The sequence below is a fragment of the Thiorhodococcus mannitoliphagus genome (assembly GCF_010915725.1).
GTDB lineage: Bacteria > Pseudomonadota > Gammaproteobacteria > Chromatiales > Chromatiaceae > Thiorhodococcus > Thiorhodococcus mannitoliphagus.
Genome location: NZ_JAAIJR010000068.1, coordinates 15,969 through 30,055 on the forward strand (window position 1 = coordinate 15,969; position 14,087 = coordinate 30,055).

General features: G+C 62.3%; 16 protein-coding genes. 5 read left to right on the forward strand and 11 right to left on the reverse strand.

The window, feature by feature from the left end; all coding sequences use genetic code 11:
• Window positions 1–58 precede the first annotated feature (58 nt).
• The 4 genes from G3480_RS15885 to pncC form a co-directional block, all read right to left on the reverse strand.
• Window positions 59–541, reverse strand: a complete 483-nt coding sequence (locus G3480_RS15885; RefSeq protein ID WP_240905851.1) for a regulatory protein RecX — start codon at window positions 539–541, stop codon at window positions 59–61.
• Complete coding sequence (recA, locus tag G3480_RS15890; RefSeq protein WP_164654876.1) at window positions 538–1,569, reverse strand: recombinase RecA; 1,032 nt, start codon at window positions 1,567–1,569, stop codon at window positions 538–540. The genes G3480_RS15885 and recA overlap by 4 nt, the downstream gene beginning before the upstream one ends.
• Before the next feature lie 290 nt (window positions 1,570–1,859).
• A complete protein-coding gene (gene thpR, locus G3480_RS15895; RefSeq protein ID WP_164654877.1) occupies window positions 1,860–2,399 on the reverse strand; it encodes an RNA 2',3'-cyclic phosphodiesterase in 540 nt (179 codons plus the stop codon).
• A gap of 4 nt (window positions 2,400–2,403) precedes the next feature.
• The gene (pncC, locus tag G3480_RS15900) at window positions 2,404–2,901 is read right to left on the reverse strand and encodes a nicotinamide-nucleotide amidase (protein WP_164654878.1); all 498 of its coding nucleotides are present in this window, start codon (window positions 2,899–2,901) and stop codon (window positions 2,404–2,406) included.
• Window positions 2,902–3,032: 131 nt separating this feature from the next.
• On the opposite strand from pncC, the gene G3480_RS15905 reads away from it, so the two are divergent.
• Genes G3480_RS15905 through G3480_RS15915 form a run of 3 tightly spaced genes read left to right on the forward strand, consistent with a single transcriptional unit; the run spans window position 3,033 to window position 5,343 of the window.
• Window positions 3,033–3,314 (forward strand): cupin domain-containing protein, encoded by a 282-nt coding sequence (locus G3480_RS15905; RefSeq protein WP_164654879.1) that lies wholly within the window; start codon window positions 3,033–3,035, stop codon window positions 3,312–3,314.
• Window positions 3,315–3,361: 47 nt separating this feature from the next.
• Window positions 3,362–3,865: a DUF302 domain-containing protein gene (locus tag G3480_RS15910; protein ID WP_240905852.1), complete on the forward strand. Its 504-nt coding sequence runs from the start codon at window positions 3,362–3,364 to the stop codon at window positions 3,863–3,865.
• Between the two features lie 2 nt (window positions 3,866–3,867).
• Window positions 3,868–5,343: a 2Fe-2S iron-sulfur cluster-binding protein gene (locus G3480_RS15915; protein WP_164654881.1), complete on the forward strand. Its 1,476-nt coding sequence runs from the start codon at window positions 3,868–3,870 to the stop codon at window positions 5,341–5,343.
• Window positions 5,344–5,501: 158 nt separating this feature from the next.
• Here G3480_RS15915 and G3480_RS15920 read toward each other — a convergent pair whose 3' ends face one another.
• The 5 genes from G3480_RS15920 to G3480_RS15940 form a co-directional block, all read right to left on the reverse strand.
• Window positions 5,502–5,684 (reverse strand): hypothetical protein, encoded by a 183-nt coding sequence (locus G3480_RS15920; RefSeq protein ID WP_164654882.1) that lies wholly within the window; start codon window positions 5,682–5,684, stop codon window positions 5,502–5,504.
• Between the two features lie 317 nt (window positions 5,685–6,001).
• Window positions 6,002–6,754 carry a bifunctional 2-polyprenyl-6-hydroxyphenol methylase/3-demethylubiquinol 3-O-methyltransferase UbiG gene (ubiG, locus tag G3480_RS15925; protein WP_338114154.1) on the reverse strand — a complete coding sequence of 251 codons (753 nt, stop codon included), beginning with the start codon at window positions 6,752–6,754 and terminating at the stop codon, window positions 6,002–6,004.
• 227 nt (window positions 6,755–6,981) lie between these two features.
• Complete coding sequence (gene zapE, locus G3480_RS15930; protein ID WP_164654884.1) at window positions 6,982–8,049, reverse strand: cell division protein ZapE; 1,068 nt, start codon at window positions 8,047–8,049, stop codon at window positions 6,982–6,984.
• Window positions 8,050–8,212: 163 nt separating this feature from the next.
• Complete coding sequence (locus tag G3480_RS15935) at window positions 8,213–9,337, reverse strand: aminotransferase class I/II-fold pyridoxal phosphate-dependent enzyme (RefSeq protein WP_164654891.1); 1,125 nt, start codon at window positions 9,335–9,337, stop codon at window positions 8,213–8,215.
• Between the two features lie 59 nt (window positions 9,338–9,396).
• Window positions 9,397–10,188 (reverse strand): HAD family hydrolase, encoded by a 792-nt coding sequence (locus G3480_RS15940; protein WP_164654885.1) that lies wholly within the window; start codon window positions 10,186–10,188, stop codon window positions 9,397–9,399.
• A gap of 213 nt (window positions 10,189–10,401) precedes the next feature.
• On the opposite strand from G3480_RS15940, the gene dksA reads away from it, so the two are divergent.
• Together dksA and gluQRS are read left to right on the forward strand one after the other, a co-directional pair.
• The gene (gene dksA / locus G3480_RS15945; protein ID WP_164654886.1) at window positions 10,402–10,836 is read left to right on the forward strand and encodes an RNA polymerase-binding protein DksA; all 435 of its coding nucleotides are present in this window, start codon (window positions 10,402–10,404) and stop codon (window positions 10,834–10,836) included.
• A gap of 25 nt (window positions 10,837–10,861) precedes the next feature.
• Complete coding sequence (gene gluQRS / locus G3480_RS15950; protein ID WP_164654887.1) at window positions 10,862–11,839, forward strand: tRNA glutamyl-Q(34) synthetase GluQRS; 978 nt, start codon at window positions 10,862–10,864, stop codon at window positions 11,837–11,839.
• Between the two features lie 370 nt (window positions 11,840–12,209).
• On the opposite strand, the gene galU is transcribed toward gluQRS, so the two are convergent.
• Window positions 12,210–13,091: a UTP--glucose-1-phosphate uridylyltransferase GalU gene (gene galU, locus G3480_RS15955; RefSeq protein WP_164654888.1), complete on the reverse strand. Its 882-nt coding sequence runs from the start codon at window positions 13,089–13,091 to the stop codon at window positions 12,210–12,212.
• 29 nt (window positions 13,092–13,120) lie between these two features.
• On the reverse strand, window positions 13,121–13,822 hold the full coding sequence (pyrF, locus tag G3480_RS15960; protein WP_164654889.1) for an orotidine-5'-phosphate decarboxylase: 702 nt from the start codon (window positions 13,820–13,822) through the stop codon (window positions 13,121–13,123).
• Between the last annotated feature and the right edge of the window lie 265 nt (window positions 13,823–14,087).

A 14,087-nucleotide genomic window follows, 5' to 3' on the forward strand; every position in this document is an offset into this window, starting at 1 on the left:
TTGGGAGTTCTCGAATGGACCGCTCGCAGCCGGGGTCCGGTCGGTCATTGAATCTGATTCAGTCGTCGAATCGCAGGAAGCGCAGGACGGTCTCGGTCGGGAAGCCGCGCTGATCGAGGAAACGGGCTTGCTTCGCCAGCTCTGCCCGATCAACGGGCCTGCATCCGCGAAAGCGGCGCTCATGCGCCTTCGCTAGGTACTGAGGCCAGGCATCTTGCATTGCACTCAACTGGCCGTCGATAAGATCATCGGCCAGCCCCTTGACACGCAACTCGGCGCCGATTCTCAAGGGTCCAAAGCCCTTTGCGGCCCGCTCCGAGACGTAATGCTCGACCAAACGGCCAGCGTCCAAGGCGCCCTCGCGCTCCAGCTGATCGAGCACGACCTCGGCATCATCCGCGCCGTAGCCGCGCGCCTGAATCTTGCGCATCAGCTCCAAGCGAGAGTGCTCGCGCATCCCGAGCAGTTTGAGTGCCAGCCGCTCGATGTCGCGCTCCGAATCGGGCTGCGCACTCTCAGGCCGAGAGGCACTCAGTGTCAATCCCCCGCCGGTGCCTCGGCAGGCGTCTCAGCCTCGGCCTTCGGCAGCAACTTGTCGCGGATCTTAGCTTCGATGCCCTGTGCGATCTCCGGATGCTCGCAGAGGAAATTGCGCACGTTATCCTTGCCCTGACCGATGCGATTGCCGTCATAGCTGTACCAAGCGCCTGACTTCTCGACGAAGCCGTTCGCCACGCCCAGGTCGATGATCTCACCCTCACGAGAAATGCCTTGACCATAGAGGATGTCGAACTCGGTCTGCCTGAAGGGCGGAGCAACCTTGTTCTTGACCACCTTGACCTTGGTCTCGTTGCCGATGACCTCATCGCCCTTCTTGATGCTCCCGGTGCGGCGGATATCCAGACGCACGGAGGCATAGAACTTGAGCGCATTGCCGCCGGTGGTGGTCTCGGGCGAGCCGAACATGACGCCGATCTTCATGCGGATCTGATTGATGAAGATCACGCAGCAGTTCGAGCGCTTGATGTTCCCCGTCAGCTTGCGCAGCGCCTGCGACATCAGCCGCGCCTGCAGCCCGACGTGGGAGTCGCCCATCTCGCCCTCGATCTCCGCCTTGGGCGTGAGGGCCGCGACCGAGTCGATGACCACCACGTCCACGGCGCCGGAGCGCACCAGCATGTCGGTGATTTCCAAGGCCTGCTCGCCGGTATCCGGCTGCGAGACCAAGAGGTCGTTCATGTTGACGCCGAGCTTCTCGGCATAGACAGGGTCTAGGGCATGCTCCGCGTCCACGAAGGCCGCAGTGCCACCGACTTTCTGCGCCTCGGCCACGATATGCAGCGTCAGCGTGGTCTTACCGGACGACTCGGGACCGTAGATCTCGATGACACGGCCACGCGGAACACCGCCGATGCCGAGCGCCAGGTCGAGCCCAAGCGAGCCGGTCGAGATAGCTTCGATGTTACGCACGGCACCGGCGTCGCCCATGCGCATGACAGAGCCCTTGCCGAATTGCTTCTCGATCTGTCCCAGGGCGGCGGTTAGCGCCTTCTTGCGATTCTCGTCCATCCGGTCTCCACGTGTGCGTCATTTCCCCGCCACCGCCGCGAGTCCTTCAGCGGAGCCCGAACGAGCAGGGAATGGATTGCGGCCAGGATAGCCCTCTTGATAAGCCGATAATTATTGCATAGCCCAGCGGACCGCGTCATTTCCGACAGCACTTAAGATGGCTCCGAGCCGAGCCTCGCGGGGACAAGGCGCAGCCTAGCTGCCGACAATGACGAGCAGATGTCTCGCGGAGCACACCGAGAGACCATCCCGAAGTCGCAGGCGCATCAGACGCGGCGAACGGCAAGCGATCAACTGAGCACAGGCGGCCCTGACGAAGTCGACAAGGGCCAGCGCCGATGAATGCGATATCTGGGCTTGCTCCCAGGCACGCCATAGGCGAGGACAAGCTCACGCACGGACCAAGCGACGGTCCCCGACAGCGCATGCCCCTCATGGTTCGACACCTTTCGCGCCAGCGTCAAATGCGGACGATAGGGGCGACGATCAAAAGGAATGCCGCAGCGCTCCAATCCCGACTGGAGCCCCCGTACCAAGGCCGCCAGGACCTCCGGGGTCCGCGAGGGGCCGCACCAGAGGACGCGGGCTCGCGCGAACTGGCCAATGCGGTCGATCTCAAGCTGGAACGGCGGCGCGAACACAGCGGCCGCAACCGCTTCAGCACAAGAAAGCCGGGCGGCGTCCAACTCCCCCAGAAACACGAGCGTCAGATGCAGATCCGCTGGATGCACTGCCCTCGCCGCCGGCGGCAGCGCGCCTCGGGTTTCGCGAACCAGAGCATCGCGCGTCTGCGGCCCTGGCCAGAGCGCCAGAAACCAAGGCTCGGCCATGGCCTTACAGTAGCGCCAAGAGGCCGTCGAGCGCCGCTTCAACTGATTGCGCCCGCACCTGCTCCCGATCCCCCGCGAAATGGCGGCGACGCGCGACGGGCTCGCTGCCCTCGCGCCCCCAAGCCAGCCAGACGGTGCCGACAGCTTTGTCTGCGGTGCCGCCACCTGGGCCTGCAATCCCGCTAATGGCGACCGCGACTTGGGCGCAGCTATGCTGCAGGGCCCCGCGCACCATCTCCCGCACCACGGCCTCGCTCACCGCACCATGGGCGTCGAGTGTCTCGGCGGAAACCCCCAACATCTCCACTTTAGCGGCATTGCTATAGGTCACGAAGCCACGGTCCAGCCAAGCGCTGCTGCCGGCGACGTCGGTCAGTGTCTTGGCGACCCAGCCGCCAGTGCAGGACTCGGCGGGCGCGACCATCAGCCCCAGCGCCAGCAGGCGCTGGCCAACCTGAGCCGCAAGCGCGGCCAACTTTGCCTCTGTGGAGTGCTCGATCATGAGTCGAAGTGTCGCCCAAGCGCTCACCGCAGACAATCCCGCGCGTGGAAATGCGCGGTCCGCACCCGCAGAATAGCGAGCTGGACAATGATTGTGGGCAATCCAACCAATGATTAAGGGCAATCTAACCCATGACTGATTTGGAGATCCGTTGCGAACACAAGCCTTCCCCGGCCAAGTTGGACGTCATGGGCGTCGAGGACTGGCCGATCTGGAAGAAAGCGCCCTCGACCTTTCCCTGGCAGTACGATCAGACGGAAACCTGCTACGTTCTCCGGGGCAAGTTCAAGGTCACGCCCGAGGGCGGCGAGCCTCATCACTTCGGACGGGGCGACCTCATCACCTTCCCGGCGGGGCTGTCATGCACCTGGGAGGTCATTGAGCCCGTCGAGAAGCACTACAGCTTAGACTGACAATCACTAACCGAGAGCGAGGAGAGACCATGAGATCAACGAAAAAAATGAGATCAATCAGAAAGACGATGTGGCTGCCAATGCTGGCGCTGCTGCCCATGCTGTTCCTGACGAGCCTGGTCCGCGCCGAGGGCATGAGCATCGCCGACACCGTCGTCAAGATGACGCTGGCGGAAGACGTTTCCATGGATGACGCCGTGGATTCCATGCTGCTGCGCGCCAATGCGCTCAACTTCAAAATGGTTTCGCGCCTGCCGCTCTCCAAAGAGCTGGAGGCCATGGGCGTCGAGACCAAGCGCATCGAGATCTTCCAGTTCTGTGACGCGCGCATTGCGGCGCAGATGGTCGCCGAGAACATCGACTTCTCGGCCTATCTCCCGTGCCGGATCACCCTCATCGAGGACCAAGACGGCAAGCCGTGGCTGATCACGCTGGATCTCGACAAGGTCATCCAGATGGCCGACCTCGCGCCCGACCTGAAAGCCTTGGCGATCAAGGTGCGCGACACCATGATGGAGATCATGACGGCAGGCGCCAACGGAGAACTCTAGCCATGCGCTACCTGAGCCTATCGCGTGCCGCACGCCTCGCCGGTATCACCCGCGCCGAGCTGCAAGCCCGGATTCGTCGTGGCGAGGTGGCGACATTCGAGGGCTCGGTAGCCGTCAACGACTTGCTGCGCCTCTACCCGAGCATCAGTCTGCGCGATGACGACGCCTTCCAGCGCGTCGAGCGCATCAAGGCGGATGCGCAGCCCAAACTCAATACCACCGCCGGGGAGACCGCCCTACCCGACCCGCAAGTGTTGATGTCGCGCCTGCATGGCTTGAGTCAGACGCTGGCCAGCCAAGTGTCGCACTTGGAGGCGCACAAACAACTGCTGGATCAGGTTGCTGAGCGACTCGACGCCTTCGCCGGTGCGCCCGACGACAGCCTCGCGCGCCGCGCGAGCGATACCTGCGGCTGGCTGCGCGCGGCGCGTGCCGAACTCGCGGCGGATGCCACCACCAGCGCCCAATCGCAGCTCTACGCCAGAGATACCTTTCTTCGCATCATGGCCGCTAACGTCAAGCTCATTCCCAGCGGACACGACTTCTTCGTCGAAGGTAATGAAACCATCCTCGACGCCTCGGTGCGCGCCGGGCTCAATCTCAGCTATGGCTGTTCGAGCGGCAATTGCGGCAATTGCAAGGCCCGCGTTCTCAGCGGTGAAACCTGGAAGATCCGTGATCACGACTATGTGATCAGCGAGCGCGAGAAGGCCATGAACTACATCCTCACCTGCTCGCACACGGCGATCACCGACCTGGTGATCGAGGCCGCCGAGGCCCTCTCGGTCGCGGATCTGCCGCAACAGCAGATTCGCGCCAGCCTGCGTAAGCTCGAGCGCCTATCACCGGAAGTGATGATGCTCAACGTCCAGACCCCGCGGACCGGGACATTGCGCTTTATGGCAGGACAGCGCGCGCTGCTCACGCTGGAGGACGGCGCCTCCCGAGAGCTGCCAATCGCCAGCTGCCCGTGCAATGGCCGCTACCTTTGGTTTCTCGTTCGGCGCGGCGATGATGCCTTCTCGCAGGCCGTTTTCCAGCATCTGCGCCCGGGACAGCTTGTTTGTGTCGAGGGGCCGCAAGGGAATTTCGTGCTGCGCGAGGACTCACCCGAGCCTGCGGTATTCGTCGCTTTCGGCGATGGCATTGCACCCATCAAGAGTCTGATCGAGCACGCGGTCTCGATCGATCTCATCGAGTCATTCCATCTCTACTGGGACACGCAATACCGGGAGGGGCACCACCAGGCGCAGTGGGGAAGGGCCTTGCGAGACTCCCTAGACAACTTTAGCTTCACGCCGGTGATCAGCGGGAATCCGAGGGATGTGCTCGCACTCATTCAGGCCGACCTCAGCAAAGCAACGGCAATGCGCTTCTACGTCGCAGGTCCGTCGAACTATGTCGAACCTCTCATCAGGTTACTCGCGGAACTGGGTGTGCCGCGCGACAGCATTGCGACGGAGCACACGGCGAGCTGATCGCGAATCGGCACTCACCCGTTTCCGCCACAAGGATTCCGCCACAAGCGGCCAAGAAAGCGTCCACCAACAACTTCCCCCCTTTCGCAAAGGGGGGCTAGGGGGGATTTCGGGCGGCATCGCTCGCATCGGGAAACAATTGATGGACACTTGCCAAGTCACGCAGCGCGAGGTCGGGCGTGCTCCGCTGGCAAGAAAACCGTACCCTTACCGAAGCGATTGACGGCCAGGTTACGGACCCAGCTTGGCGCGTCCGCATATAGCCGGATGTAGGTGTAACCCAAATCTCCGCGCACCACTGACGCGATCCAAGGCTCCAGATCTTGTTGTTGTTTGTCCATTTCGAATGACTCCAGAAAAGAAAGCCTGCTCCTCCTATATCGCCCTGCCGAGCGATCTCTTGAGCAAGACGGTCGTGACTGCAGTCACAGCTGCAATCCACTGACCCGGCTGACTAGCCGCGTTGGCTGTCATCAAGACGGCAACGCGATATTACGCATCCTCCAACAGATAATAATAGGTGCGTGTACGTCACGAATCAACCAGGTATTATTACGAAATTGTCGGAAATGCGGGCCAGTTCACTGGCTGCCAAGGCGGGCGATGCTGATCCATCCCATCCTTGGAAAAAATCAGCTCAAAAATGAATCAGCGTTTTCTAAGACGCACTGCGCTGCAAGAGCAGCATATAGTTGACGCCTTGCCAGCGCGTGAAGCTGAACTTCCGATTCAGCGGATTGACGCGCACGCCGGTCTCATCCAGGAGTTGGAAGTCGCCGCCGAGCAGCCTTTTCACCTGCGCCGGCGGCGCGAGCTTGCGGTAGTGATGCGTGCCGCGCGGCAGCCAGCGCAGCAGGTATTCGGCCCCCAGGATGGCGATCAGCCAAGCCGCGAGGGTACGGTTGATACTGGCGATAAACATCACACCGCCAGGCCGCACCAATTGCCGGCAATCGGCCAAGAAATCCGGCAGGTGCTCCACATGCTCGACCACCTCCATATTGAGTACGGCGTCAAAGGTAGCGCCCTCTCGCACAAGCTCGTCCACGGAGGCGAGCCGATACGCAACGTCCAGACCGCTCCATTGCGCATGCATCTGGGCGACCTTGACGTTCTTGTCGGTGATCTCGATCCCGGTGACGTCCGCCCCAAGCCGCGCCATGGACTCACTGAGAATCCCGCCGCCACAGCCGATGTCCAAGATCTTCACGCCCTCGAAGGGTCGCTCAGCGGCGGCATCGCGCCCCAGCACGGCCGCAAGGTGCTCGCGGATATAGTCGACTCGGAAGATATTCAGCTTATGCAGCGGCCAGAAGGGCCCCTCGACATCCCACCAGCGGTGGGCTAGACGCTCGAAGTAAGCGACTTCCTCCGGGTCAATGCTCGGCGCGGTCAAATGTACGGCGGACACAAGGCTCCTCCTGCCTACAGGCATGATTCAAGCGCAGATCAAGCGAGACTCGGACGCTAGCCGCACAGGCCCTGCCTCAGCCTCACCCGCCCCTCGTCAAGCATGAATATGGGCACGTCCCGAGCCGAGCCAAAGGCTTGGCGCCCGAAACAAGCCGTTGCTGCTCCGCGGAAGTTGGTGCGTCGTCTTGAGCGAAAAAGACATCATGCGCCAACCCCGCGCCGCGCTCAGCCCTCGGGAACAGCCGCCGCCAGATAGTCGGTGGATTGCATCTCCGCAAGTCGACTCAGCAAACGCTCGTGCGCGAACTCCTGGAGCCCCCCGAGATAGAGGGCCTCGAGGGGCGCCCGCGCCGAGAGCACCAGCTTGACACGCTGATCGTAGAGTTCGTCCACTAGGTGCAGAAAACGCCGCGCCGCCGCCTCCTGGCGCGGCCCAAGCTCAGGCACACCGGAGAGCAGGACGCTGTGGTATTCCTTGGCAAGCTCGATGTAATCCGCCGCCGAGCGCGGCGTGCCGCAAAGGGTGTCGAAATCCAGCCAGATGACGTCCATCCCCAGGCCGCGAACGGGGAAGGAGCGGCCGTTGACCCTGATCTCGCGGTCGGGCAGCCGGTGCCCACCGGTCAGCCGCTCGAAATAGTCCGCGAGTCGCTGCTCACCATCATGCTCAGCCTCGAAGAAGACGCCTTCCTGCGTCAGGGCACGCAGCCTGTAGTCGGTTCCGCCATCCAGCTCCATGACCCGCGTGTGCTGCTTGAGCAAGTCGATCGCAGGCAAGAAAGACTGCCGCTGGAGACCATTGCGGTAGAGTTCGCTCGGCGGTGTATTCGCCGTCGTCACCAAGGTCATTCCGCGCGAAAACAGTGCCCTCAGCAATCCGTGCAACAGCATGGCATCGGTGATATCCGTCACCAAGAACTCGTCCAAGCACAGCACCCGGACTTCCGCACGCAGTCGGTCGGCGACCACCTCCAAGGGATCCGGCTGCTTGGGGAGCCCGGACATCACCTCATGGATGTCGCGCATGAAGTGATGAAAGTGCACCCGGCGCTTGCCGGGAAGCTCCAGATCCTTCACGAACCAGTCCATGAGGTAGGTCTTGCCACGCCCGACGCCACCCCAGAGATAGACACCAGGGATGGGGCTGGATGGACCGCGGATCTTGCTTCGGATCTGGCCCCAGAGTCCGCGGGACGGCGCATCGGCTTTGGCTGCGAGCAGCTCTTGATGCAGCGCGAGCAGGACTTCGCTCGCTTCACGCTGCGCGGGGTCGAGAGGTTTGAATGCTGACAAGGCTGTCTTCTGCAATCGAGGTTGATGGACGGACGCAACTCACCACCGAGCAACGCCCCTAAAGACCAGCCAGCATTGATAGCATTAACTCAAGACCGGAGCCAAACGCAAATTCATTGAAAAAACCAATTCTCTTCCAGCAGCCTCACCCCGAGCCCCAGAATCAGCCGCCAGCCCCGAGGTAGCCCGACATCCTGCATACCGCCTCGTCCAGATCCGCAAGATCGCGCGTGTAGGCAAAACGCACATGTTCCGCCGCGCGGAAGTCCCCGAAGTCCGCGCCTGGCGTCACCGCCACGCCCGCCTCCTCGAGCAGACCTGTCGCGAAGGTCATGGAATCCATCCCCAGCCCAGCTGGCAGCCCAGCGTAGAGGTAGAAGGCGCCGCTCGGGCTATGGGGAATCTCGAATCCCAGCCCCCTCAGGGCGGGATAGAGTCGGTCGCGTCGTTGCTGGAAGCGCTGACGGCGTTGCTCCAAGATGCCCCTGGTATCGATCTCGAAGGCCGCCAAGGCGGCATGCTGCGCCGGCGTATTGGCCGCGATGAAGAGGTTCTGGGCCAAACGCTCCATGACCTGCACGGCGTCCTCTGGACCCACCAGCCAACCCAAACGCCATCCCGTCATCCCGAAGTACTTCGAAAAGCTATTGATGACGTAGAGATCTTGCGCCTGCAAGGCCAATGCGGTCGCGTCCACGCTGTCATAGGTCAGCCCCTGGTAGATCTCGTCGACGATCAAGGAGGCTCCCATCGAGCGGCAGAAGTCATGCAAGGCCGCAAGCTCCTCAAGACCCATCAGCGCGCCGGTCGGGTTCGCCGGCGACGCAACCACGACCGCTTTGATCCCTGGGACCCAAGCCGCGCGAGCCTGCTCGAGCGTCAGACGATAGTCAGTCTCAGCCGTCAGCGGAGCCGAAACACATTGGCAGCCCATTAACCCCAAGACCTGGCGGTAGCAGGGGTAGGACGGATCCCCCAAGAGCACGGCGTCACCGGGCTCGAGCAGTGTCGAGAAGACGAGCTGCAAGGCGCCAGAAGCGCCAGGCGTCACCAGGACGCGCGCCGGGGAAAGGTCCAGGCCGTAGCGCTGACCGTAATAATCCGCGATCGCTTGCCGGAGCGCCGGCAGTCCGGCCGCCGCCGTGTAGTGCGTCTGACCTGAGTTCAGCGCCGCATGGCCTGCTGCGACAATCGGCTCGGGAGTCGGGAAATCCGGCTCACCGATCTCCAGATGGACGATGGAGCGTCCCTGCGCCTCCAGCTCGCGCGCCCGGCCGAGTAGGCGCATGACGTGAAACGGCTGCACCCGTCGCGCACGCTCAGTGATCGCTGCGGCAGCAGCCGCCGTCACGACGACGCCCCGCCAGCCGCCGTCACCTGATGATGCAATCGCTCCAATGCCTGTAAATCGACGCAATCACGGCCCGCGAGATCGCCGACCGCCAGCCGCGGCGGGCTGCTCGGTTCGCCGAGCTGATCGAGGATGAGCGGCGCCGCGCCGAAATCCTGACCGGCCGTATAGGCGTTGGTGGTGATCACCAAGCAGCTAAGCCCCGCATCCAGGGCCGCGCGCGCGCCATTGTCCGAGTCCTCGAAGGCGATGCAGTCGGACGCCTCCAGACCCAGTTGTTCCAAGACCAGGTGATAGATGTCCGGCGCAGGCTTCTTCGCGGGGACGCTGTCACCAGCGGCGATGACATCGAACCAGTCGGCCAGGCTCGGCTCGCCCGCATGCGCGAGTAGCGCCACGACGTTCTCCGGCGTCGTGGTGGTGGCGATCGCGAGACGAATCCCGGCCGCACGCGCCTCCCGCCATAGCCGCAGCACGCCAGGGCGCAAGGGAATCGCACCTTGGCTCAGCATCGCCAGGTAGTGCCTCGTCTTGCGACGATGGAGATCGGCGACGAAGGCGTCCTCGTCTGCACCGGGATCGAGCCGAATGCCTTCGCGCATCATGAAATAGCGAATACGCTCCTTCCCGCCAGCCACGGCCAACAGCTCGCCGTAGAGGGCAGGATCCCAATGCCAATCCAGCCCGACTTCGGCGAAGGCTGCGTTGAAGGCGGGACGGTGGCCATCGCGCTCGGTATCGGCGACAGTGCCATCCACGTCGAAGATCAAAGCCTTGAATCCGTACATCAGAGGACTCCAAATTAAAGTCGCTGCGCTAGGGGTTATCAGGGCGCAAAGACTAACCAAGTTGAGGCGCGAGTGCATGCCAGCGGCTCAGTGGACAGTTGCCCGCAGGTCCGTGATCTGGTACTTAAGCACGCTTTCGCGGAGCGGATCACCGATAAGATTTCGATTCGAGCTGCAGGTATCCACCGTTTTTGAGTCTTCCGGGAGATAACAATGGCCGAAGCCAGAGCACACGACACCGAGTCGGTCAAATTCGAGCCTTACGACATTGGGAGCAATGAGGAGTACATGAATCCGGAGCAGGAGGAGCACTTCCGTGAAATCCTGCTTACCTGGAAGAAGTCGCTGATGGAGGAGGTGGATCGGACCGTCCATCACATGCAGGACGAGGCCACCAACTTCCCCGACCCCAATGATCGTGCAACCCAGGAGTCTGAGTTCAGCCTGGAGCTGCGCACCCGCGACCGCGAGCGCAAGCTCATCAAGAAGATCGATGAGGCGCTGACGCGACTCGACGAGCACGATTATGGCTACTGCGAGGCCTGTGGTGTCGAGATCGGCATCCGTCGACTCGAGGCCCGCCCCACCGCCACGCTCTGCATCGACTGCAAGACGCTGGATGAGATTCGCGAAAAGCAGCGCGGCTAACCACTGGCCGCAGCTCCGGTAGACGATGGCAGGGCGCCAGCCAGCGGCCGCCCCAGTCTACCGGGGGCGTTTCGCCCCCTCCCCCACAGGCCCACTGCATTTCGGCTCGCTGCTCGCCGCCATGGCGAGCTATGCCGACGCGCGCGCCTGCGCAGGAACTTGGCTGGTCCGCATGGAAGACATCGACCGACCTCGCGAGGTCCCTGGCTCAGCAGCGCTCATCCTAGAAACCCTCAGCGCCCTCGGATTCGAATGGGACGCACCCGTCGTCTTCCAACAGGCGCGAACACATGCCTACTCAGCAGCACTCGCCCTTCTCGCAGAAAACGGACAGACCTACCCCTGCGGCTGCAGTCGGGCCGAGATCGCCAGGCAGGGGCGAACGGGACTCGAGGGCACAGTCTATCCAGGAACCTGCCGCAACGGCCTACCCGCCGGACGCCAGCCGCGCAGCGTCCGCATCAAGACGCATTCAGACCCCTTGAGTTTTGCAGATCGCATCCAGGGATTGCAGACGCAGTCTGTCCAAGAGAGCGTCGGTGACTTCGTGCTACGCCGCGCGGATGGAATTCACGCCTACCAGCTCGCGGTGGTCGTCGACGATGCTTGGCAAGCCATCACGCATGTCGTCCGCGGCGCCGATCTGCTGCTCTCGACACCGCGCCAGATCATGCTGCAGCAGGCCCTTGGCTGCCCGCAGCCGAACTATGCTCACATTCCTCTGATGCTCGACGATCAAGGGCGCAAGCTGAGCAAGTCACTGGCATCCGCACCTGTCGATGCCGCCGATCCCCTGCCGGCCCTGCGCAAGGCGTGGGATTGCCTGGGCCAGAGATCATTGGGCAAGGTCGTCTCGCCAGCCATGTTCTGGAAACAGGCCGTCGAGGCATGGCGAATCGATCGTGTCCCACGACGGCAGCATTTCGAGCAGGCGGGCGTTTCGGCTCAGCGGACAGCTGATGCCGAGGGATCAATCGACAAGCTCCAGCAATCGCATCCCTAAGACAGCGCCATCAACAACGTCCCCTCTTTCGCAAAGGGGGGCTAGCAACAACTTCCCCCCCTTTCGCAAAGGGGGGCTAGGGGGGATTTCGGGCGGCATCGCTCGCATCAGCAAACAATTGATGGACACCTTCTTAGAAAGCGTCCATCAACAACTTCCCCCCTTTCGCAAAGGGGGGCTAGGGGGGATTTCGCTCGCAAAATGCTTTCAGGTGAGTCAAATTTCGATGAAGCGTCCGACCATCCAAGGCCGTCGGTATCGGTATCGAACCGACGATAGCGATAGCGATCCCGATTCCGATCCCGATGGCATAACTCTTCGGTCTGAGGCGAAGCCTCGCTAGAGTACCTACGAGTTTCCAGACATCTTCTCAAGCATCCAGGTCCTTGAAGTTGCGCAGGTAGGCGGAGAAGCGCTCGCCAAGCTCTGGGTGTGCAAGCCCGAACTCGACCGTGGCCTCGAGATAGCCCAGCTTGCTGCCGCAATCATAGCGCTTGCCCTCGAAGGGATAGGCAATCACGGGCTCGTCCTTGAGCAGCGCGGAAATCGCGTCCGTCAGCTGAATCTCACCACCCGCCCCAGGTGGGGTGGATTCCAGCTTCTCGAAGATCTTCGGCGTGAGCAGGTAGCGCCCGACCACGGCGAGGTTCGAGGGGGCATCCGCCGGCGCCGGCTTCTCGACCATGGAGACGACCCGCATGGTGCCGTCAGCGTCGGTTTCGACCTCCACGATGCCGTACTTGCTGGTCTCCTCGCGCGGAACCTCCTGCACGCTCAGAACGCTGCAGCCATGCTTGACGTAGACGTCTGACATCTGCTCGACGACGCCCTTGCCGCTGCTGCGGATGAGGTCATCCGCCAGGATGATCGCGAATGGCTCGTCGCCGATCACCGGCTTGGCACACAGCACGGCGTGACCCAGTCCCAGGGCAATGGACTGACGGACGTAGCTGCAATGCGCCTCGCTCGGGAGCACATTGCGGACGATGTCCAGCAGCTTGCTCTTACCCGCACTCTCGAGTTCGTGCTCAAGCTCATAGGCAACGTCGAAGTGGTCCTCGATGGATCGCTTGTTGCGGCCGGTGATGAAGACCAGATGGTCCACTCCAGCGGACTCGGCTTCCTCGGCCGCATACTGGATCAGCGGCTTGTCAACGATCGGAAGCATCTCCTTGGGGCTTGCCTTGGTTGCGGGCAAAAAGCGCGTACCCAGACCTGCCACGGGAAATACTGCCTTGTGGATCTTCGCCATATCTCTCCCCTAAAAGCCAAATAGGTGTCTTAAAGAGCGCGCAAGGTGTCATCAATCTGCATCATCGCGCTCATGGGATCGGGTGCTTGCGTGATCGGCCGCCCGATCACCAAAAAATGTGCGCCAGCGGAGACTGCCTCCGCCGGTGTCATGACGCGCTTCTGGTCCCCCGCCGCAGAACCGGCGGGACGGACGCCTGGCGTCACCAACAAGAAATCTCGCCCCAAGTCCGCCTGAACCGGCTTGACTTCCAGGGGCGAGCAAACGATGCCGTCCAATCCAACCTGCTGCCCGAGCCGCGCCAGCGCCAAAACGCGCTCTTCCGGAGTTCCGGGGCAGCCGATCGCGGCGAGATCATCCCGGTCGAGACTGGTGAGCACAGTCACGCCGATGAGCAATGGTGGATCACCGAGCTGATCCAGACGCTCACGCGCGGCCGCCATCATCCTGGACCCGCCGGAGGCATGCACGTTGACCATCCAGACGCCGAGATCCGCCGCAGCCGCGCAGGCCGCGGCAACCGTGTTCGGGATATCGTGAAACTTGAGATCGAGGAAGACCTCGAATCCCCGCCCCTGCAGCAGCTCCACGAAGCGCGGCCCCAGCCGAGTGAAGAGCTCCTTGCCCACCTTGAGACGGCATCGACTTGGGTCGAGCTGGTCGACCAGCGCGAGCGCGGAATTCTCTCCCGCGAAATCGAGTGCAACGATGATGCGTTTGGAATCAGACACTAGCTCCGCTTTACTCCTGTCTTGAAATTGACCCTTCTTGAAGGCGCTATCCGTGGCTTGCTGTCGCGGCGGGGCGCCGCTCCCACACGCCCTCCCACAAGGTTGAATCCAGCGGCTCTCAGATCAAATCACTTCCGCCGTCCGGAACGCACTAAGAGGCTGTCTAAATATTGCAAATCGCCCGAGCTGTAGATACTCTGTTCTGACGCAAGTCCGATTTGCCTCCTGTCCATCATTTTTTTCTATCGGCATCGTTGTCTCAGCG

Excerpts from the sequence above, each read along its gene's own strand:
- dksA (WP_164654886.1), top strand. The coding sequence starts at position 10,402 with ATGGCCGAAGCCAGAGCACACGACACCGAGTCGGTCAAATTCGAGCCT.
- G3480_RS15940 (WP_164654885.1), bottom strand. The coding sequence starts at position 10,188 with ATGTACGGATTCAAGGCTTTGATCTTCGACGTGGATGGCACTGTCGCC.
- thpR (WP_164654877.1), bottom strand. The coding sequence starts at position 2,399 with ATGGCCGAGCCTTGGTTTCTGGCGCTCTGGCCAGGGCCGCAGACGCGC.
- gluQRS (WP_164654887.1), top strand. The coding sequence starts at position 10,862 with ATGGCAGGGCGCCAGCCAGCGGCCGCCCCAGTCTACCGGGGGCGTTTC.
- galU (WP_164654888.1), bottom strand. The coding sequence starts at position 13,091 with ATGGCGAAGATCCACAAGGCAGTATTTCCCGTGGCAGGTCTGGGTACG.
- G3480_RS15915 (WP_164654881.1), top strand. The coding sequence starts at position 3,868 with ATGCGCTACCTGAGCCTATCGCGTGCCGCACGCCTCGCCGGTATCACC.
- G3480_RS15910 (WP_240905852.1), top strand. The coding sequence starts at position 3,362 with ATGAGATCAATCAGAAAGACGATGTGGCTGCCAATGCTGGCGCTGCTG.
- G3480_RS15920 (WP_164654882.1), bottom strand. The coding sequence starts at position 5,684 with ATGGACAAACAACAACAAGATCTGGAGCCTTGGATCGCGTCAGTGGTG.
- pncC (WP_164654878.1), bottom strand. The coding sequence starts at position 2,901 with ATGATCGAGCACTCCACAGAGGCAAAGTTGGCCGCGCTTGCGGCTCAG.
- recA (WP_164654876.1), bottom strand. The coding sequence starts at position 1,569 with ATGGACGAGAATCGCAAGAAGGCGCTAACCGCCGCCCTGGGACAGATC.
- G3480_RS15935 (WP_164654891.1), bottom strand. The coding sequence starts at position 9,337 with ATGCGCCTACTCGGCCGGGCGCGCGAGCTGGAGGCGCAGGGACGCTCC.
- G3480_RS15905 (WP_164654879.1), top strand. The coding sequence starts at position 3,033 with ATGACTGATTTGGAGATCCGTTGCGAACACAAGCCTTCCCCGGCCAAG.